This window comes from Psychrobacter sp. P11G5, from assembly GCF_001593305.1.
Taxonomy (GTDB): Bacteria; Pseudomonadota; Gammaproteobacteria; order Pseudomonadales; family Moraxellaceae; genus Psychrobacter.
This window is the reverse complement of the sequence record NZ_CP012533.1, coordinates 2,299,100-2,321,160: the sequence shown is the minus strand read 5'-3', so window position 1 is coordinate 2,321,160 and position 22,061 is coordinate 2,299,100. Positions and strand designations below refer to the sequence as shown.

Genomic DNA, 22,061 nt, shown 5'->3' with positions numbered 1-22,061 from the left:
TTTTATAGCTACGGTTTATAGATAAAGGAAGCAACTTTGCTTACAGCCAAATTTGATCAGCTGGTTAAACAGCTGCGTATTTTGCCGGGTGTTGGTCAAAAGAGTGCCCAGCGCATGGCGCTACATCTGCTCACTAAAAAACGCCCACAAGGCATGGCACTCGCCCAAGCACTTGATGAGGCAATGCGTGATATCGTAGAATGTCAGCGTTGTCATAGCTTTAGTGATGATGCAGTTTGCCCGTTGTGCCAAGATCCAAGACGCGATGATGGGATACTGTGTGTGGTCGAGACCGCCGCTGACGTTATGGCAATTGAGCAGACTGCAGGCTACCGTGGACGTTATTTTGTCTTGGGCGGGCATCTGTCACCGATTGATGGTATCAGCGCTGATGATTTAAATATTGACCAATTGGTGTGGCGCGTCAAGCAAGAACCAGTCGAGGAGCTCATACTGGCAACGGGTACCACCGTTGAAGGTCAGACGACTGCGCACTTTATTAGTGAGGCTGTCAGTCGTCACGTCAATAAAGTCACGCGTTTGGCACAAGGCGTACCCATGGGCGGTGAGCTTGAATATCTTGATAGTATGACTCTTGGGCAAGCTATGCAAAACCGCTCCTTTTTATAATAAAAACAAGCCATGTATCTTTTGGATTGGTACATAGCAGCTCTCAGAATTTAAATTTCTAAGCGCTTATTTATCATTTTATACTTGGTGTTGTTATACTGAGCATTTTGAATCAAGTGTTTTGAACTATCCATTCCGAACTAAGCATTCTGATTTGATATAATCGTTTAATTTTCTATCTCTAAGCGCTATTGTTAGCGATTTATTCTCTTTTATCTATGCAGGTATCTGCCCGTGTCTGACCTTAGCTCTTTTGATTTAACTTCTCAAACCCATTCTTCTCAAGATAGTATTTCGCACTCTAACCCAACTGAAGGCGTTAATAATAGCCAGATGCACGCAGTTGCTAATTCAGCAGCAGTGCCTGCCGAGCCAGATATTGATGCGCTGCTAGACATAGCGGATGAAGCGTCTGTCACTTGGGTGCGTAAGCAAGAGCAATTAGACGAAGTCATCAAAGCCTTGAAGGTTTGCGGACGAGTAGCTTTAGATACTGAGTTTATCAAGCGTGATACTTATTATCCGCGTTTGGCACTCGTGCAGCTAAATACGGGCAATCATATTTATTTATTAGATGCACCGCAGTTACAATTAGCTGAACTTTGGCAAGCGCTAAGTGAAGTTGATGTTGCGATTTGGCATGCTTGTGGAGAAGATTTAGGTATTTTCTATTTACTCTCTGGTTGTCCGCCATTGACTAATATTTTTGATACGCAGATTGCCTTATCTTATTTGACTGGGCAGCTACAAATGGGCTATCAGCAGGCGCTTGATGATCAGTTGGATATGCATATTGATAAAGAACAAAGTCAATCTGATTGGTTGCAACGCCCATTATCAGATGAGCAAGAGCAATATGCAATCGATGATGTACGTTTTTTACCAGCGCTATATTTGAGCCTTGAATATGAGTTAAAAAGACAAGGTCTGTTTGAATATGTATGGGCAGATTGCCAGTTGTATGCTTATGAGCTATACCAAACGCAGCATGTAGAAGATGAGGCCATGTACTTAACGATGGCAGATTATCGCTATAATTCGCAACAAATGGCGATATTGCAAGCGGTTGCTACTTGGCGTGAAGCGCTGGCACGTTCGACCAATCAGCCGCGTACTTTTGTGATTAAAAAACAAGCAGTGCGTGAGATTATCACTGAAAAGCCAACCAGTATGCGTGAGCTTGCCCATAAGACAACAATTCACCGTAGTATGTTGCGTCTTTATGGTGAAGAGTTGCTAAAGGTCATCAAAGAAGCAAAAAATCTAGCATCTGCTGAGCATCCAGAATGTCTGCTACCCCCATATCGCTCTAAAAACAAAGTATTGTCAAAAGCGGTTCAACAAGCGGTAGATGCACAAGCAGAAAAAATTGGCGTGCCAGCTAACGTGCTTATGCGCAAAAAATGGCTGGGGCAGCTTTACGAAGTGATTGCCTTTGATAAAGATTTAGCAGAACTACCGCAAGGCTTAAAGGGCTGGCGCAATGATTGGGTAATGCAAACTTTAATTCCTGTCATTAAAAAGCATAAAACAGAATTGCAGCAAGGTATGGGTATCAACGTTTAAATCTTCCATACTGTAGAAAATATTCTGTTTGCGCCGCCACTGACTCATTAACTAACATGCCTGTATGTGAGACAGGCATGACAATATGGTCAGTAGCAGCATCAATTTTAGTCTCCTTTACATATACCGTCCCATCATGCACAAGCTCCTGCTCAAGTTGCGATCGGCCTGCTTTACGCAGCTTGCGATTATGATATTGCAAAAATAGCTGCCCCAAGCCATAGGGCTTATTGCCCGCAATCACGCCCAAAGTAACATGTTCTGGCAATGGCGCAACCGTCCCATCCAATGCATCAACATATGAGCGACCTACGACAACAGGGGTCAATCGCCAAATGTAATCGGCACAAACGCTACCAACATGCGGTGTCCCGAGGGTCACGCAGCGTCCAATCTGCCACTTTGGGTAATGATAAACAAAATCGCGAATAATCAAGCCACCTAAACTATGCCCGACCAAATCTATCGGCAGGTCGGGATGATGGTTATGCTCAAGCCATGTATTGAGACGCTGACTATTGGTTGTGATGCCATCACGCATACTACGGTAGCTGTATTGATGAGTATCAAAACCTGCTGCTTGTAAGCGTTTAGCCAATGGCCGCATAATCCATGCGGTTTGATGTAAGCCATGAATAAGAATGACCCGATTTTTATGTTGCATGATATTGTCCAAAAAAGTGGTTTTATTACAATGAGTTAAGCTAATTTTTATCGCATTCAGCTTTTATTATATCGCTAAATAATAGGATTGTTTAGCGATGATGTTATAGTCGATTTAGTTTAAAATTTATACCAGCATAACGCTATTTTGAACGTACTTGTTTTATATTGAACTGACTATAAATATTATATACATAAATAGTAAACAAAATAAAAACCTCCAAATCAGCTACTGACTTGGAGGTTTATTTTTATATAAAACAATGTATTAAGATGACTTTTTGTTATCGAATACTACATGTAGTTTTCGATACTTGGGCAAGAACACATCAGGTTCTTATCACCATAAGCATCATCAACGCGTGCCACACTTGGCCAGAACTTGTGAGCACGGACATAAGGTAGCGGGAACGCAGCAGTATCACGGCTGTATGGATGCGTCCATTCGCTATCAGTAATCATAGAAGCTGTATGCGGTGCATTGACCAACGGGTTGTCTTCTAGTGTCCAATTATCTTCGCCTGCTTTAGCTTTCATTGCTTCAGCTTTGATAGATTTTAAGGCACTAATAAAGCGATCTAGCTCTTCTTTAGATTCAGACTCTGTTGGTTCAATCATCAACGTACCCGATACTGGGAAGCTCATCGTTGGTGCATGGAAGCCATAATCCATTAAGCGTTTAGCGATATCACTCTCACTGATGCCAGTTTCTTCTTTTAATGGACGAATATCAATGATACATTCGTGCGCGACTTGACCATTTTTACCAGTATATAAAACAGGGTAGTGGTCTTTAAGCTGAGAGGCAACATAGTTGGCATTTAATAACGCCAGATTGGTTGCTTCAAGCAAGCCATCACGGCCCATCATCGCGATATACATCCACGAGATTGGTAAAATGCTCGCTGAACCATACGGTGCTGCTGATACTGCTGAACAGTCCTTTTGCGCGTTATGGACTGGACTGATGGTATGGTTGGCCATAAATGGTGCCAAATGCGCTTGCATCCCGATAGGACCCATACCAGGACCGCCACCGCCATGTGGAATACAGAATGTCTTGTGCAAGTTCATATGTAGTACATCTGCACCAACGTCAGCAGGTTGCATGATACCAACCTGAGCATTCATGTTAGCGCCATCCATGTAGACTTGACCACCATGCTTATGAATAAGGTCACAAATCTTACGGATGCCTTCTTCAAACACGCCATGTGTTGATGGGTAGGTAATCATCAAAGCGCCAAGATTTTTGCTGTGCTCTTCACACTTAGCCGTTAAATCGTCGATATCGACGTTACCGTTATCATCAGTTCTGACCACAACGACTTTCATGCCCATCATCATCGCTGTAGCAGGGTTAGTACCGTGCGCTGATTGAGGAATGAGGCAAACATCGCGGTCAGTTTCACCTAGTGACTCATGATAGCGACGGATAGCAAGAAGACCTGCATATTCACCTGATGCGCCAGAGTTTGGCTGCATAGAAACATCATCGAAACCAGTAATAGCTTTTAGCTGCTCTTGTAAGCTATCGATCATATCGATATAGCCGCTTACTTGGTCACGCGGTGCAAAAGGATGCACGTTTGCAAACTCAGGCCATGTGATAGGTAGCATCTCACTAGTAGCGTTTAGCTTCATTGTACAGCTACCGAGTGGAATCATACTGCGGTTCATCGCCAAATCTTTATCTTCAAGCGACTTTAAATAACGTAGCATTTCATGTTCGGTATGATGCGAGTTAAATACTGGATGCGTTAATATATCATCTGTACGTAAGTGCGCCGCATCTAAAGATACACTGGCCGCTTCAGGTAAGTTATGCGACTTGCTAACGAAAAGCTGAGTTAAGACATTAAAGTCTTTTTCATCACTAATTTCACTAAATGATACACCCAGTTTACTATCGCTCAGACGCCACAGGTTATAGCCAACATTGTCTGCATTTTCAAAAATTTGAGTTGCCATCTTCTCTGAACCGCAATCAACCACAACCATGTCAAAGAATTGCTTATGGACGACATTTAATTGGTTGTCGCTACCTGCATTGCTGATAACATCAGCGAAGGCAGTGGCAAACGCATGAATACGAGTGGCAATACGCTTCACACCGCTTGGACCATGATAGACGGCATACATGCCAGCAAGGTTGGCAAGCAATACTTGTGAGGTACAGATATTTGAGTTGGCTTTTTCGCGGCGGATATGTTGCTCACGAGTTTGTAGTGCCATACGTAGGGCGGTGTTACCTTGCGAGTCTTTTGAGACCCCAATGATACGACCAGGTGCTGAGCGTTTTGCTTTATCAGAGAAAGCAAAATAGGCAGCGTGTGGACCGCCAAAGCCCATAGGAATACCAAAGCGCTGCGTGCTACCTAATGCAAGGTCTGCACCCATATCAGCAGGTGACTTTAATAGCACCAAGCTCATGATATCGCTGACGACTGATGTGTAAGTTTTGTTTTTCTTAACCGCGCTAATAACATCCGTTAAATCTTTAACATCGCCTTCTTTACCAACATACTGAAATAGCGCACCGAAGTAATCACCAGATTTCGCCAGTTCAAAATCACCAACGATAACTTCCCAACCAAAGTATTTAGCACGGGTATGGATAACGTCTAGCGTTTGTGGGTAGATACGGTCATCAACGAAGAATTGGTTTGATTTGCTTTTGCTCATGCGTTTTGACATTGCCATCGCTTCTGCAGCGGCAGTCGCTTCGTCAAGTAATGAAGCACCAGCAAGCTCAAGTCCAGTCAGATCAATACAAACTTGTTGGAAGTTAAGCAATGCTTCTAGACGACCTTGAGCGATTTCAGCTTGATAAGGCGTGTAAGCAGTATACCAACCTGGATTTTCTAGCACATTACGTTGAATAACGGCTGGCATACGCACAGGCGAGTAACCTTGACCGATATAGCTCTTATTGACCGTAATGTTATCAGCCATGGCACGTAGTTTGGCAAGGGCTGCATGCTCACTCATCGCGAGCGGCAAGTCTAATTCTTTATGTATGCGTACCGGCTCAGGGACCGTATCATTAATAAAGCTTGCCATGTCGTTATAGCCAATCGCATTTAGCATATCGGCTTGCTTGGTATCGTTAGAACCTAGGTGACGATAAACGAATTCAGTTTCATTAAATAAACCTTTAAAAGTATCAAAGGTAGGTTTTTGAGAATTAGTCATGACAATCCTTAATAGACTGGATAAAAAAGTAATAAGTTAGGATAAAAGGGTAGAGCAAAATTGAGACAATAACTTTAATCGAATAATCACTAAATGAAGGAAAAGCTATCGGCCAAATCAGGCAATCAGTTAAACATAGTGGACAAACTGGTCTTGGTCAAAGCGGAACTGCGAGTTATAAATACCTTTGTCAGAGCGCTCACCTGCACCAATCATCATGACAACATGATGATCATCGCTAAGTCCAAGCAGTTTTTTCATCGCAGGCTCGTCAAATCCGCCCATAGGACAGCTATCGAAACCGTGTGCTCGCAGTGCTAGCATTAAGTTTCCAGCGGCAAGAGCAGTATTGTTGGTTGCCCAGTTTTTGACATCTTCAGAGGTATAATAAGGCGATTTAATCGGACCTTTTACTTGTCTGAATACTTGGGTAGCGCCCCATTTAACTGCGGATACTGTATTCACCGGACCACGTAAAAAGTCTACTGCTACCACCTTGGTGTAGTAGTCTTTGACCTTTTTTGGTACAGGCTTATCAGGGTATTCACGTAAAACTTGCTGGGCATGCTCATGCCAAATATTAGTACGTGCGACCACGGCAATTAAGCGCGCAGATGTTTTCGCGGCGTTTTGATCCATACAGTTTTTGACAGCACGTTTGCGGCTATCTGTACTATCAATTACATAAAACTCCCACGGCTGCAAGTTGCTAGAATTTGGCGCTAGCATGGCCAGTCGTAGGCATTCTGCGAGCACATCATCAGGAATAGGGGTATCCGTAAAACGACGTACTGAACGACGTGATTCTATAACTTCACGAAAGGCTTGCAGTTGCGGCGTATAGCTAGGTGTTGCTAGATTAGCTGTTTTATTTCTGTCCACATGAGTACTATGCGTATCGGCTGCATCAGTATGATTGGCGTTAGAATCTGCTTGACTCATATGAGGCTCCAAAACGTAGCGTTAATATAAAGAACAATAAAAATAGGTAATCGTAGCGTGATACGAATAAAGTCATACAACAGTTAGTTTATTCGTTGAATTAGGTTGTCTGTATATTACTAAATATAAGCAGATACCAGCTGACGCTAATATCTGCAGTTTTTGGACAGCTAGTATTATTTACTAGCTTCAATATTTTAGAAGCTTACAGCTCGTTTTGGTACTCTTCAGCCGTTAGTAGCGCTTCGTAGTCATCCATGTTGTCAGGCTTCATTCTAAAGAACCAACCTTCACCGTATGGGTCTGAGTTGATGATTTCAGGATCATCTTCAAGGCTTTCGTTGACTGCGACGACTTCACCTGAGATAGGAGCATAAACGTCAGATGCCGCTTTTACTGATTCTACCACTGAGATTTCATCATCAACGACGATAGTGTCACCAACTTCTGGTAACTCAACGAACACCACGTCACCAAGCAAGTCTTGGGCATGGTCAGTGATACCAACGGTGATAGTACCGTCTTCTTCTAAGCGTAACCATTCATGGCTGGCGATGTATTTTAATTCTGCTGGAACATTGCTCATGGTGTCTCTCCTAAGTGATAGAGGCTGGATAATAAAACATATTAAGAAATCATAAAAGCCAATAATAGGCTGTGGTTAATCGAAGTTATCATTGTGGTCGTTGAAAGTTTCGATTAACCCATAATCAAACAGTATTCGTTAAGCTTAGTCAACATTAAAATCAGTCAAACTGCTGCTTGCCATTGCGTACAAATGGTAACTTAAGGACACGAGCATCTACGAACTTACCTTTACCGCGTAAGTCGATTTGTACTTTATCGTCGTCTGATAAACTAGCTGGAACGCGTGCGATAGCGATAGAGTTTTTGAGGCTAGGGGAGAACGTACCACTGGTAATGATGCCTTTTTGCTCATTATCTGTGCCCTGATTGATAGTCACTTCCATGCCTTCACGTAAAACGCCACGGGTAGTCAGTAGTAGACCAACTTGCTTCATCGCAGTGCTGTCATCTTTTGCTTGCTGACGTTTGCTAACCATTGCTTCACGGCCAACAAAGTCGCGCTCGTCTTTTAGTGCCAGTGTCCAACCCATGTTACACTCATAAGGACTAATATTTTCGTCCATATCATGACCATAGAGGTTCATGCCAGCTTCCATACGTAGGGTATCACGCGCACCAAGGCCAGCAGGTTTAATGCCATTAGCTTTTAGCTGCTCAAAGAATGCAGGCGCATCATCCGCATGCATAATGACTTCAACGCCATCTTCGCCAGTGTAGCCAGTACGAGCGACAAACCAATCTTTACCTTCTATATCAGTAAGGTCAGCACCAACAAAGGGCTTAAGCTCGTCAAGAATATCAGCCCAACTTGGTTTAGCTTGCGCCAGTTTTGCTACTGCATTTGGCCCTTGAACGGCAAGCATAGCAAGATCTGGACGTTCGGTAATAGCAACATCGAAAGCTTCAGCAACTTTATCAAAGTGAGCGATGTCCTTATCACGAGTACCAGCATTTGACACGATACGGTATTCGGTTTCATCCGCATTCATCAAGTAAACAATAAGATCGTCAATGATGCCGCCTTGCTCATTGAGCATAGGCGAGTATAAGGCTTTACCAACGGTTTTTAGTTTATTGACATCGTTTGCTAGTAGTTTTTGTAGCCATACCTTGCTTTCAGCACCTTTGACGTCAGCCACTACCATATGTGAGACGTCAAACATCCCAGCATCAGTACGTACTGCCTCATGCTCTTCGATTTGTGAGCCGTAATGAATTGGGAGCTCCCAGCCAGAAAAATCCACCATTTTGCCATCACTATCGACGTGAGACTGATATAGAGGTGTACGTTGAGGAGCTTGGCTATTATTGTCTTGAGAACTAGTATCGGTCATAACAAATCCTTGTGTGTACGTCATCAGTACTTTGTAAAAAGCACGAGGTTGATGAGCGTCGTAACAGTAGCGAGAAGCAAGATTGCAGGGTGCAAACATTGCCACAAAGGGTAACACAAAACATAAAGCAGTGAGCCAAACAGACGCGTAACGTCCGTTTAAGCAAAAGCCCTATCTGTCCTGTGACCTGAGATTTTCAATACGACAGCTGTTTATCAGAGGCTATGCACTCAATATGAGCTCAGAGCGTGTAGTGTCATATTTTCTCCCCTTCGGTGGGTAAGGCGTCGTCCGTCCTTACCACTCTCCAGATTTGTTATGCCGCTTGTTTATGATTGCAAAATTAAAATAAAAAATGCAAATAAACAGTGGGGGCATGCGTTTTTCAGTCCTTTTACCTGAGCGATTGGCAGGGTAGATGCGCCTTCGGTGGTCGTATGACAGTATGAATAGCGCACAATGAGCGCTCATTTCTGCCAAAAACTCTCTCCTGAAAAACGCTTTTATTATGAAAGGTTCATAGCTGTTTTACAAGCCATCAATTGGATTAATGCCAATAATTTCATAAAAAGTCGTTTTTTTGCTGGTTTTGACCGTCAAATATGCCCTAAATCATGCTCCAAGTCTCATTGATAGTTCAGTCATTACTAATAATAAATGCTAATACAAAATATAAGTAGTAGGGAAAGATACAGCTGTTTTATTAAAAAGCTACCACTGAAAGCGAGTATTGATAATAAAGTGAACCATGATAGGCTATAATCCTATTATCCATAAGCATTTTGCATGACTGCTTTAATTTGCAATTTGCTTTAATCTTTAGTGTTAGATAGGTGTTTTATGCATTGTGATATTTATAAATTTCCCAAACATGACGATATGTATGTCTATATCGCGCGTCCCGATTATCCTGATGATACTGATGAAATCAAGGATTGGTTGGGTGTATTACCAAAAGACTTTCGAGCCAGTTTGGGTATGAGTAAATTCGTTATACATCTGGATTTGGAAACGACGCCAAAGCTTGCCCGCGTCGACAAGGAAGAAGTATTGGCGAAGCTAAAATCACAAGGGTATTTTGTCCAAGTGCCACCGCAAGATGTGATGCGCCGTCAAGCAGAACTGCGCGCTCGCGAGTCTCAGGATAATATTTACGACTAGGTTATGGCTAGGCACTTATAATTCTGCCAGTGAAAACACAAGTAAGGTGATGGTAGCTGATAGTCTAAAACCTATAAACAAGCTACCAAAATCCCACGTAAAAAAGTCTTTGCACAAGAGGCTAATATGCTTTTTGCTATAAAGTCGTGATAAACTAGCCACCTATCAAGCTTGCACGTTAGGGCTGAGTTGCTAATTAATTTAGTGACTACTCAATGACTCTATTGCTAATTACAAACGTAGGTATCTAAACACGCATGGACTGGTTAAAAAGTATCTTAGAAAGCTTACCTCTGGAAAAGCTTAGTGACATTCTTGGTGAGATTGTCATTTGGTGGAGTCAGATGGTCAAAAACGTACCACCCGCCGACCTGCCAATGTACGCTTATCTCGGTGGCTCCATCGTGGTATTACTACTTTGGATTTTGGTCGCACGCATGTTACCGCGTCCATTAGGTGGCATGAGCTGGATGGTATTGTTTGCTGTGCTCTTGGCACCAGGTACTGCACTTAGTGATCCTAGTGTCATAGCGCCCGCAAGCATCAGTGTCGTTTATGCGATTATGATGAAGGATACTGCCACTGCTATTACCAATGCGCTACCAATTCTAGTGGTATTGGTCGTTGGGTTATTCGTTGGTTTTGTCTGGCAGCTTATTCGTGGCGCTTTTGATTCAAGTTTGGACAAAGCGCGTCGCCGTAGTGCTGAAGATGCGCAAGCAAATATGCAACTGGCAACGGGTAATTATATAGAAGAGAAGAATAGTGAGCCATTACCAGTAAACATTCCAGTAACTACCAAGCCTTCAAATAATGATGCTATGAATGCCAAGCAAGAGATTAATTTGAAAAAGCAAAGTTCTAACGATAATATAGATAAGAGGTTAAGTACGACAAAGCCTAGTACACAAGTTGATGATGGTTCGGTTGATTCAGATAAGAAGCTATAGTTAACAACTTACATCAGCTAGCAAGTTTTTTGTAAACTGTAGGAAGTAAAATAAAAGACACCGTTGCGTGTCTTTTTTTATGGCAATACGTTAACTTTAGATTAGCCAAATGCTTAAGATTTGTTAGCTACTGCGAACGCATGAGTATTTGGGCATTAAGAAAGGCTGTGCTAATCTAAACTATTATTTTTTGACATATATCCATATTGATTACAACGACTGAGATTTGACCATGAGCACTGAAAATAAGACTGCAAAACCAAGCTTTACAGGTACTGAGAGTTATATTGCCACCGATGATCTGCAACTGGCAGTCAATGCGGCTATGACATTACAAAAGCCACTGCTAATCAAAGGTGAGCCGGGCACAGGTAAGACCTTACTGGCAGAAGAAGTTGCCAGCAGTTTAGGTATGCCGCTTATTACATGGCATATCAAATCAACGACCAAAGCTGAGCAAGGGCTCTACGAATACGATGCAGTATCGCGCCTACGTGATTCACAATTGGGTGATGACAAGGTGTATGAAATTGGTAACTACATCAAGCCTGGTAAACTTTGGGAAGCTTTTACCAGTAAAGAGCGTAGCGTGCTGCTGATTGATGAAGTAGATAAAGCGGATATTGAGTTTCCAAATGACTTGTTGCATGAGCTTGATAAAATGTCTTTTTATGTCTATGAGACGGGCGAGACCATTACTGCTGAGCAGCGCCCTGTCGTCATTATCACCTCAAACAATGAAAAAGAGCTACCGGATGCATTTTTGCGTCGTTGTTTTTTCCATTATATTGACTTCCCAGAAGAGCAAACCATGCGTCAAATTATTGATGTGCATTTTCCTAATATTCAAGAAAAACTGGTCAATGATGCGCTCGATATCTTCTATAAGTTACGCAATATTCAAGGTCTCAAAAAGCCGCCATCAACCTCAGAGTTGGTTGATTGGTTAACCTTATTACTCGCTGATGATATGGCACAAGAAGAGTTGGAAGAAAACTTGCGTGGTGAAAAGTCTATTCCACCATTGTATGGCGCACTTCTTAAAAATGAAGCTGATGTGAACTTATTACAGCGTTTTGCCAATATGATGCGTCGTTAAGGTTAAACACTATGTTTATCAAACTATTCTATACCTTACGTACTTACGGTGTGCCTGTGAGTACTCGCGAGCTGCTTGATTTAAACGCTGCACTTGAGCATGGGTTGATGATGCAGCCGCATCCTGAATATCCAGATGACCCAGAGCTGCGCGATTTTGCCAGTCGTGAAGATATGTATCGCCTTATTCGTCTGTGCATGGTCAAAGACGAACGTCACTTTGATAAGTTCGATCGGGCGATGGCAGATTATTTTGAGGGAGTCGATAGCTTAGACATCGATGAGTTGATGGCAAAGCTGACGGACGTTCCAAAAGAGTGGCTGGACTTAAAGTTAGATCCAAAAAATCTAACAGAAGAACAGCGGCGATTGCTCAAAAAATACGGTTCGCTTGAAGAGTTGATGAAGGCTTTAGAAGAGCGTCTCAAAGAGCAAAAAGAGCGGCATCAAGGTGGTAGTAAATGGGTCGGCACCGGTGGCACCTCACCGTTTGGTGCTTATGGTGATCATCCAGAAGGCGTACGCGTGGGCGGAGAGTCACGTAAACGCAGTGCAGCAAAGGTTTGGGAGCAGCGTAAATACCGTAATCTTGACGATGATAGTTTACTTGGCACGCGGCAAATTCAGATGGCACTGCGTAATTTGCGCCAATTTGCACGCACCGGTAGCGCTGACGAGCTAGATATTAATGAAACCATCAAACGTACTGCTAAGAAAGGCGTACTCGATATTCATATGCAGGCTGAGCGTCGCAATCGTGTCAAAGTACTGATGCTATTTGATGTGGGCGGCAGTATGGATATCCATGTTGAAGCATTAGAAAAGTTGTTCTCAGCGGCAAAAAACGAATTTAAAACCTTAGATTTCTTTTACTTTCATAACTGTTTGTATGATTATGTCTGGAAGGATAACAATCGTCGTCATAGTGCGCCTATGCCAACCTTTGAGCTACTAAATAAATATGGCCGCGAGTACCGAGTGATATTCGTTGGTGATGCCTCAATGTCACCATATGAGCTATTTTCAGTGGGTGGCAGCGTTGAATACATGAATAATGAAGCTGGCGTAGTGTGGTTGAAAAGGGTACTTGACCATTTTGACAAGGTCGCATGGTTGAATCCTGAAACCCCAGCTTATTGGCAATATACCCAGACTATTGGGGAAATCAAAAAGTTATTCAATAATAACATGTACCCTATGACACTACATGGAGTGGAAGATATGACAGCCTATTTAGCTCGCTAGCTGTCCATAAATTTTTACTTTTAATAAACTATAAAAACCACTGCTATGAAATAATAGTAGTGGTTTTTTGTATCTAACAGTATCATATTTAATTTAAAGTAATTATAAATTTAGAGCCGCTTAACAACAAATGTTTCTAGAAACAATTGAGTTGAGTAGGGCGATGCTATTTGTCAAGAAAATGTAACTATATAACTATTGACAATTTCAAAATATGGATAGTAATGATTATGTATTAACTGGTTGATAAGATAGGGTTTTCAGCTTCCTAACAATATACCTATATTTGATATTAAACAATGCGAATACGATAAATGAATCTATGTAATTGTTAAAGACTCACTTGTATCCTATATGATCACCTCACTACTTCCTATGCTTAAAAAATTTATCCTCAGATATCAAAAGCACAAATGAATACGAATCTTCAAAGATCTGATATTTAAATATTTATTATGTGTGGGGAGCATGATTGTAAGGTTGATAAGTAGTTGACAGACAGTAGTGTTCACAGGCTTTATTCTATTTAGCACTAAAATAAGATGGAAGGTCATAAAGTGATAATTAAGAGGGCTGAGTAATGGAAGACTAACCAAAAATACTGCCTTCATCTCTGGACCTACATAACCAAATTCAGCAACTTTTCTCAAATTATTGGCACAAATCCAATCAAATTCTTATCTCTCCCTGATAATAAGTGACTTCAAAATCCCGACGAACGGACATTTTTTGCTATTTAGCTGGTAAGCAGTAAGAGTGTTATACAGTTCATTGATTGATATATGACATGCAAGCTTGCACATTACAGAAAAAACTCTCCAATTAATAATTAATTCTATTGTCTTCTGTGACAATTTTAAGACTCCCAACCAATACGCTGGTTTAAATCTTTAATTATAATCATATATTTGTGTATTTCACCAAGGTGAGTGCAGAGACAAAAAGACCTCAAGGCTATTAAATGCTTGGGGTCTTTTTGTCTTTGTTGATATTGAATATGGTCGATAATGACTAATAATTTTGTACTAAAACGAGAATTTAGTCATAAGTTTTTTAAGATATTAACAGTTGACTTTGTTGTTAATATGTAAAGATATTGACGAACGGTTGTAAATAACTGTCTAACGGTATTGTTTCTATATATGTATATCCGTTAATATGAATACATATATCCGGAATTATGAATATATATGGAAACAGTAAGTTTACAATACAAAAAGTTTTCGCTTCTTAAAGCTTAGTAGCTGGTTACATTTCAATAAAATGTTTCTTCCGTATAAGATTAAGACCCGTTTCATTTTGGTATTTAAGCTCTCTGTAACATAGATTTTGGTTTTGTTCTTTATATCTAATAGGTCTATTTGGGAGTACACATTATGAATCGCAATTATAAAGTCATCTGGAACGACGCCCTACAATGTTTTACAGCCGTTGCTGAAAACGCTAAAGCAAATGGCAAGTCATCTAAGTCTAGCGTAAGTTCTAACGCTTCAAGTGCATCTGCTAACAAGCTGACAGCAGGTGCTTATAGCTTACGCCTTAGTGCATTACGTTCGGGGTTATTTGCGGTAGGTCTAACAGGTTTGGCAATCGGCATGTCTTCACAAGCCATTGCTGCAGTAGGGGTAAGCGGCGGTATAGGTAATGGTATGGCTGTTTCCAATTCCGAATGTACTAATGTCAGTCAAGCAAATTCAGGCACTAATAAAGAAAACATCGCTATTGGTTGCGCATCCTTTACCAATGATATTGGATATCAAATCGCTGATCGTGGCAATCCTTATTATACCAATAATGTGGCTAATGCCAGTACCGTTGATGCAGGTGATAGACAAGAATATGCGTCAGAGAGAAGGAACGCAGGCTCGGTCGCCATAGGTACGGGAGCACGCACTGAAGGTGCATTGGGATTGGCAATAGGTGAATATGCAAAAACTACGGATGTTGCTGGCGTTGCTATAGGTGTCGACTCTTTATCCGCAGGCAATACTGCTTTAGCGATAGGACGACAATCTGTTGCTACAGGTGATTATTCGCAAGCCATGGGTAACGTTGCTGCCGCAACAGGCACAGGCTCGTTAGCTGTAGGTCATTCTGCAACTGCAACTGGATATCGTGGTATCGCTATTGGCTCTGCTGATATCGAAAATGCCTCTACAGTTTCTGGACAGCAAGGTGCTGCTTATCAATCTGTGCAGCAAACTAAAGCATCTGGTAGAGACTCTATTGCGCTTGGTAGCGGCGCACAAGCGACTACTGAGGGTTCGGTTGCGATTGGTACCAATTCGAATACCTTGGCTAATGCGAAAAGTGTCACAAGCGCAACTGTAGGCGATGTCACTTATGGTAACTTTGCTGGAGCAACCAATATCGTAGCAGGTGATCAAATATCTGTTGGTGCTAGTGGTCAAGAACGTCAAATCAAAAATGTTGCGGCCGGTGATGTAACGGCAACCAGTACAGATGCTATCAACGGTAGCCAGCTGTTTTCAGTTGCAGATACGTTAAACAGCAGTATTACCAATAATACCACTAGCATCAATCAGGGTATTAACTTCGGAAATGGCGTTACAGCTAATAATTTTAAATTAGGTGCCACTATTGCCGTTACTGGTGATGAAAACATAGCCTCAGTGACTACGGCTAATGGTGTGCAACTTCAATTGAACAGAGACTTAGGTTTAAACAGTGTGACTACTGGCAACACCCTTGTTAATAATAACGGTGTTACTCTGACTGGCGGTTCTAACCAAACGATTAGACTGAGCAATAATGGCCTAGATAATGGTGGTAACAAAATTACCAATGTAGCTAGAGCTACAGATGGCACAGATGCAGTTAACTTTGATCAATTGAATGAAGTCAGAAACAGTGCCGCTGCCAAGAGCACAGTTACGCAAGGCAAAAACATTGTTGTAACTTCAACCGCTAATGAAGATGGTTCTACTAACTATCAGGTGGCCACTGCAGACGACCTTGATGTTACTAGTGTTACCGCTGGTAATAGCACTCTGAGCAATTCCGGCCTAGCTATTAATGATGGTACAGGTAATACAACGGCAGTGACCGCAAGTGGCACTACAGTAACTAATGCTGATGGTGATACAACGGCATTGACTGCAAGTGGCACTACAGTAACCAATGCTGCTGGTGATTCAACTAGCTACGGTGCAAACGGCTTTACAGCTAGTGATAACGCTGGTAACAGCACTGTTGTTAATCAAACAGGCGTAAGCTTTACTAATAGCAATGGCGCTACTGGACCTAGTATTACTGCAGGTGGTATTAATGCAGGCGGTACCGTAATTACTAACGTTGCAAGTGGCGGCGATATCGCTACCAATGCCGCTAACATCGGTGATATACAAGCAGCTGCTGCTGGCTCTAGAACTGAAGTTGCTGCTGGTACTAACATCACTAATGTGGTTAAAACAACAGGTGAAAATGGACAAGATATCTATACCGTTAATGCGAATGGTGCCAGCGTTTCTGGTTCTAGTGCAGTGACCGTAACAGCTGGTAATAAAAATGCCGCTAACGTTACTGACTATGCTGTAGATCTCAGTCAGGCCAGTAAAGATAGCTTAGTGAAAGCAGATAGTGCCATGCAAACAGTCGTTACTCAGATTGATGGTAATAATGTCAAGACTGTTAACCAAGCAAACAATACGGCTAACTTTGTCACCGGAAATAACATTGTCCTGAGTAATGACAATGGTGGTATTAGAGTAGCTACTGCCGAAAATATAGTAGTGACTAGTATTAAAGCTGGCAATACGACGCTTGATAGCAATGGTCTGGATAATGGTGGCAATACAATTACTAATGTCGCCGCTGGTGTTAATCCTACTGATGCTGTAAACGTGAGTCAGCTTGATACTGTCGATAGAGCAATTAATGGTGAGCTTGTGACTATTGACAGAAACGTTAATAATTTAGGCTATAGAATTGGTGAGGTTGAAGACAATGCCAATGCTGGTATCTCAGCCGCGATGGCGATGTCATCATTGCCACAAGCTTACATCGCAGGTAAGTCGATGATAGGTGGTGGTATTGCCTCATATAACGGCGAAAGCGCAGTTGCTATCGGTGTCTCAAGAGTCTCTGATAACGGTCGCTGGGTGATGAAAATAAATGGTACAGCCGATACTCAAGGTAATGCTGGCGGTGCTATCGGTGCAGGCTTCCATTTCTAATCCAATCAAACGCATTATGACAATGTCTGTACTCGGGCAGATATTGTCAAATCACTCATGACACATTAAGGAATAAACAATGAACTTATCTATTTATCGCCACGGATTGTTGGCTACTGCTCTTTTATTTGCTGTAACTGGCTGTACTTGGCATGTCAGTCCGGGCGCTCAGCATGGCTCTGTTAATCCTGATGATTTGGTATTCCCTGATCAAAGTTCAGCATGGCAAAGAGAAGGCAAAATCGTTGAGCAAAATGATGTTGCCAAAATTAAAGTCGGTACTACTAAAAACGAGATTTACAAACTGATTGGTACTCCACACTTTCAAGAAGGCTTCAATGCTCGCGAATGGGATTATATCCTCAAATTCTATGATGCCAATCAAAATGTAGAAACTTGCCGTTATAAAGTCATTTTCGATGACAGTTATGAAGGTGTGCTTCGTAGAGATGAGTTTTTTGCAACTGAGACTTATTGGCAGCCTGCGTCATGTGCTAAGTATTCACAATTTACTAGATAGTTTGACTTAATAGTAAACGTTGAATAATAAAAAAAGAACAAGGCATCTAGTGTCTTGTTCTTTTTTCTGAATATAGGGTAAGAAAATCTATTGTTTAAAAAATAGAGATTTATAAATAATTTTCTAAGCTTTAATTTTACTAAGCTCTGAAAACCAACATAAGAAAAGAGGCATCTATAACCATATTAAAGCTTATTTTCTGAAATGAAAATATCGTTGTGTTTAAATACTTCTTTCACCTATATATTTTTTCAATTTAACACCTTAAGTACCTGAGTAATAAGTCACTCTGTTATCACGTAAGAATCCAGCCAAGCCCAAGCTATAACGCTCGGCGACACGAACGGCGGTACTGGTAGGGGCGGACATACCAACTAACCAAGGTATACGACCACGAATGGATTTCTGCACCAGCTCGATTGATAAGCGTGAAGTCATAAGGACGCATTCAACCTCCGTCTTGTTGCGCAGTTGCCAGCCGATAAGTTTATCGAGCGCGTTGTGACGTCCTACATCTTCAAACAAATATAATTGTTGGTTATACATCGTTGCGGCGGCATGTACGGCACCTGTCAACTGATGTGTATGTTGCATGGCATCGACTTGTTGCCGTATTTCTAATAGATAGCTAAGGCTTGGAGTATTTGCTTTGACCTGTTGCATGTCTTGACGATAAGCACTCAAGTCGGGCAGTGCCTGCGTTAGTCCAGTGATACCACACATACCGCAACCTGTACGCCCTGCGAGCTGCCGCTTTTGTGCTTGAATACGCTGATGACAGCGTTGGTTTAGCACTAGCTCTACCACATAAATATCGTAATCTTGCAGTGATATTAAGCTTTGCTCAAATGCTTCAAGTTCAAGACTTTCATTCATAGGGTTTTTTACATGCGAACCCTGCCCAAACGAATCTTGCGTAAACTTTTGATAACTTGCGATATCTGTAAGCTGGGTAACTTCCCAATCAAGCAGCTCATGACTGTGCTGAATTAAGCCTTCACTAAATAAGAATCCAACAGCTAAATATTCTAGCTGGTGAGGACTTGCCATCAATACCGCATAGTGAATACCGTTAATAACGATAGCAACCGCAGCTTCCACTGCTAAGCTAGCTGACTGGGAGTCAACTCTGATTTGATCAGTACTAGTCTGAGCAACACTGGTCCCAGCAATACTATGATGACCATACTTATCTGACGGATAATAATGCTTTTGCGCTAAATGATTACGCGCAAGTGGTGCCGCAGATAATTCTATAGTTTCTGAAATTTTGTTTGCCAATTTATTATTTACTAAGAATTGATCGCTATATTTCGCGTCAGTTTCAGCATTGCTTTCAGCTATCATGATGGCTCGTTATATCTTATGGGCATTGACATAGTTATTACCGTTTTCCTTTTAAATATATTCATAACTCAATCATTATCTCACGCTTACTATGCAGGGTCGGCTATGCCAGCGTTTGCATCAACACGTTGCAGAACAACGGTCGTTGATTTATAAGCTGGTATGTGGGAGTCTGGCGCATGCGTGTCTAAATCAAATAAATCATTACACTCAGGGTAGTAAGTTGCGACGGCGTTGGATGCGATATCCATCTCAGTCAATACTAAAGGCCCTAATGTACGTGGTTTATCTGTGCCGTCTGTAATGTTTGAGCTATTTGAGCTGGCTTGACGCGATACCACAACATGGTCACCTTCTTGCCAACCTAAACGGCTCATCTCATCAGGATGCATAAATAGCACATCACGGCGATTGGTTTGGCGATAGCGGTCTTGATAACCAAATATCATAGTATTGAATTGGTCATGACTACGGACACTGGTCAATTGCCAGATTTTTTGCTCATTATCTTGCGTGCTATCGATATTGTTATCTTCTCTCGCATTGTCTATAAGGGCTGAGGTTGTCTCTGCCATCTGTGCTGCGACATAAGTAATCGGATATTTCGGTACTTCAAACTGTGCTTTGCCACTGTCGGTATTCCACACGCGATGGCGCGCTGGATGATATAAATGAAAGCCACGCTCAGCCGCACGAATACGCTCGTTAAAGTTCTCAAACCCATCAATCGCTTGGGCGACATAGTCACGAATGATGTCAAAGTCTTCACTCATTGCTTGCCAAGGGATTAATAAGTCAGCTCCAAGCACGTGAGTAGCAATATCTGCCACAATCTGCGCTTCCGACTTTAACGTATCGCTAACAGGCTTAAGGTTGCCTTGAGTAGGTACAATCTGACACATAGAGTCTTCGATAGTGGCAAACTGCTCACCCTTAGCGGTGATTATGCGTTCGGTGCGACCTAAGCAAGGTAAGATGAGGTTATTTGCACCCGGATACAGCATGGTTTCATTGAGCTTGGTGCCCACAAAAATATTGAGCTGAGTCGTGGTCAAGGCTTGTTGAATGGCACTGCTATCAGGCGCGGCAACGGCATAATTACCGCCCATACTCATAAAGACTTTGAGCTTACCAGCAATTAATGCTTTGGCGCCAGCCACCACATCAAAACCGTCCTCTTGCGGCATTGGACGCTCAAAAACGCGCTCAAGGCTATCAAGCAAAGCCTGTCCGGGACGTTCATGAATGCCCATGGTGCGATCGCCCTGCACATTGGAATGTCCACGCACTGGGGAAGCGCCTGCACCATCAATCCCAATCATACCCATCAATAGTAACAGGTTAGTAATCATCGCCACATTGTCATCACCTTGCACATGCTGGGTGATGCCCATACCCCAAGTACAAATCGTCGCAGGACTGTTGGCAACCAGCTTTGCGATATTGATAATTTCTGTTTGAGCAATACCGCAACCAAGCTCGATATCCACCCATGACTGTTCTGTCAGCCACTGTTTTAATGGCTCAAAACCTGACGTATGCGTCGCAATAAAATCGTTATTAATTTTATCGTTCTCAATCAGCCATTTTGCAATACCAGTCAACAGCGCAGTATCGCCACCGATTTGAATTTGAATGACATCGTCGACCATATCATCACTTTGACCTGCCGCCATATGCGTGGGCTTTTGCGGATTTCTAAATTTACTTAAGCCTTGTTCACGCATAGGGTTTATCGAGATGATTCGACAGCCTTGCTCATGAGCATGGGCGAGCATTTCAAGCATGCGTGGGTGGTTAGTCGCAGGATTTTGACCAAACATTAATATCAGTTTGGCTTGCTCAAAATCTTCTAACATCACCGTCGCCTTGCCAACGCCTAACTGTCTACCGAGCATTACTGAGGTTGGCTCGTGACACATGTTTGAGCAATCTGGTAAATTATTGGTGCCAAAACAGCGCACAAACAGTTGATACATAAAGGCTGGCTCGTTGGTCACACGGCCTGAAGTATAAAATAGCGCCTCGTCTGGCGAATCAAGCTGTGCTAACTGCTCAGCGATACGCTTGTAAGCAGCTTCCCAAGAAATCGGTACATAGCGGTCTTGGGTCGCATCATAATATACGGGCTCTGATAAGCGCCCACTATGTTCAAGCTCGTAGCCAGACCATCCTTGTAGCTCGGTTACGGTGTGCCGTGCAAAGAATTGTGCATCTGCCTTTTTTGACATGGTCTCACTGGCAATGACTTTAATGCCGTTTTCGCAGACATCAATCATTTTATGTGACTTATGATCCGGCCAAGCGCAGCCCGGACAATCAAACCCGCCTTTAGGTTGATTGCTTTTTAGCACACTTAAACTACCACGCAAGAAAGTCTGATAATCCATCAATTTACGAGTAGAGGAAATCAGCGCAGGCCAACCGGCAGCAGGGTGGGAATAAACAGGAATTTTGCGCATAACAGACCTTATAGGTAAATGGCAGCAAATAAGCTTTATATAGCAACTATATAATGGCTAGCGAAAAGTTTGTAGAAGCATTAACTATAGATAACAAAAAACCTTCAAGAAAAGAGTGTTTTCTTGAAGGTTTATAATTTGATTGTCAACTAATACATTTCTTG

The 22,061-nt window shown here is 42.2% G+C and carries 15 protein-coding genes and 2 riboswitches; of the genes, 8 read left to right on the top strand and 7 right to left on the bottom strand.

Annotation, left to right across the window (positions count from 1 at the left end):
• Positions 1-36: 36 nt before the first annotated feature.
• Positions 37-630 carry a recombination mediator RecR gene (recR, locus tag AK825_RS09320; protein ID WP_068036554.1) on the top strand — a complete coding sequence of 198 codons (594 nt, stop codon included), beginning with the start codon at positions 37-39 and terminating at the stop codon, positions 628-630.
• A gap of 333 nt (positions 631-963) precedes the next feature.
• The gene (locus AK825_RS09315; protein ID WP_082787284.1) at positions 964-2,196 is read left to right on the top strand and encodes an HRDC domain-containing protein; all 1,233 of its coding nucleotides are present in this window, start codon (positions 964-966) and stop codon (positions 2,194-2,196) included.
• Here AK825_RS09315 and AK825_RS09310 read toward each other — a convergent pair.
• From AK825_RS09310 to gcvT, 5 genes are all read right to left on the bottom strand, one after another.
• Positions 2,186-2,860 (bottom strand): alpha/beta fold hydrolase, encoded by a 675-nt coding sequence (locus tag AK825_RS09310; protein WP_068036552.1) that lies wholly within the window; start codon positions 2,858-2,860, stop codon positions 2,186-2,188. The two genes, AK825_RS09315 and AK825_RS09310, sit on opposite strands and share 11 nt — an antisense overlap.
• Positions 2,861-3,153: 293 nt before the next feature.
• Positions 3,154-6,054 carry an aminomethyl-transferring glycine dehydrogenase gene (gene gcvP, locus AK825_RS09305; protein WP_068036551.1) on the bottom strand — a complete coding sequence of 967 codons (2,901 nt, stop codon included), beginning with the start codon at positions 6,052-6,054 and terminating at the stop codon, positions 3,154-3,156.
• Positions 6,055-6,183: 129 nt separating this feature from the next.
• Positions 6,184-6,996, bottom strand: coding sequence for a nitroreductase family protein (locus tag AK825_RS09300; protein WP_082787224.1), 813 nt, complete (start codon positions 6,994-6,996; stop codon positions 6,184-6,186).
• A 205-nt stretch (positions 6,997-7,201) separates the two neighbouring features.
• A complete protein-coding gene (gene gcvH / locus AK825_RS09295; RefSeq protein ID WP_068036548.1) occupies positions 7,202-7,582 on the bottom strand; it encodes a glycine cleavage system protein GcvH in 381 nt (126 codons plus the stop codon).
• 160 nt (positions 7,583-7,742) lie between these two features.
• A complete protein-coding gene (gene gcvT, locus AK825_RS09290; RefSeq protein ID WP_068036545.1) occupies positions 7,743-8,918 on the bottom strand; it encodes a glycine cleavage system aminomethyltransferase GcvT in 1,176 nt (391 codons plus the stop codon).
• 165 nt (positions 8,919-9,083) lie between these two features.
• Positions 9,084-9,239: riboswitch (glycine riboswitch) on the bottom strand.
• A gap of 55 nt (positions 9,240-9,294) precedes the next feature.
• A riboswitch (glycine riboswitch) is annotated at positions 9,295-9,421 on the bottom strand.
• 337 nt (positions 9,422-9,758) lie between these two features.
• Here gcvT and AK825_RS09285 point away from each other — a divergent pair.
• The 6 genes from AK825_RS09285 to AK825_RS09260 all read left to right on the top strand — a co-directional run bounded on the left by AK825_RS09285 (position 9,759) and on the right by AK825_RS09260 (position 18,088).
• Positions 9,759-10,079, top strand: coding sequence for a YcgL domain-containing protein (locus AK825_RS09285; RefSeq protein WP_068036543.1), 321 nt, complete (start codon positions 9,759-9,761; stop codon positions 10,077-10,079).
• Between the two features lie 257 nt (positions 10,080-10,336).
• Positions 10,337-11,029 (top strand): hypothetical protein, encoded by a 693-nt coding sequence (locus tag AK825_RS09280; protein ID WP_227514045.1) that lies wholly within the window; start codon positions 10,337-10,339, stop codon positions 11,027-11,029.
• A 232-nt stretch (positions 11,030-11,261) separates the two neighbouring features.
• Positions 11,262-12,128 (top strand): MoxR family ATPase, encoded by an 867-nt coding sequence (locus tag AK825_RS09275; RefSeq protein ID WP_068036540.1) that lies wholly within the window; start codon positions 11,262-11,264, stop codon positions 12,126-12,128.
• A gap of 11 nt (positions 12,129-12,139) precedes the next feature.
• Complete coding sequence (locus AK825_RS09270; protein ID WP_068036537.1) at positions 12,140-13,372, top strand: VWA domain-containing protein; 1,233 nt, start codon at positions 12,140-12,142, stop codon at positions 13,370-13,372.
• Between the two features lie 1,376 nt (positions 13,373-14,748).
• Positions 14,749-17,568, top strand: coding sequence for a YadA-like family protein (locus tag AK825_RS09265; RefSeq protein ID WP_068036535.1), 2,820 nt, complete (start codon positions 14,749-14,751; stop codon positions 17,566-17,568).
• A 79-nt stretch (positions 17,569-17,647) separates the two neighbouring features.
• Positions 17,648-18,088: an outer membrane protein assembly factor BamE gene (locus tag AK825_RS09260; protein WP_068036533.1), complete on the top strand. Its 441-nt coding sequence runs from the start codon at positions 17,648-17,650 to the stop codon at positions 18,086-18,088.
• Between the two features lie 264 nt (positions 18,089-18,352).
• Here the strand turns inward: AK825_RS09260 and AK825_RS09255 are convergent, their stop codons facing one another.
• Together AK825_RS09255 and AK825_RS09250 are read right to left on the bottom strand one after the other, a co-directional pair.
• The gene (locus AK825_RS09255; protein WP_082787223.1) at positions 18,353-19,435 is read right to left on the bottom strand and encodes a formate dehydrogenase accessory sulfurtransferase FdhD; all 1,083 of its coding nucleotides are present in this window, start codon (positions 19,433-19,435) and stop codon (positions 18,353-18,355) included.
• A gap of 89 nt (positions 19,436-19,524) precedes the next feature.
• Complete coding sequence (locus AK825_RS09250; RefSeq protein WP_068036532.1) at positions 19,525-21,897, bottom strand: FdhF/YdeP family oxidoreductase; 2,373 nt, start codon at positions 21,895-21,897, stop codon at positions 19,525-19,527.
• Positions 21,898-22,061: the final 164 nt, after the last annotated feature.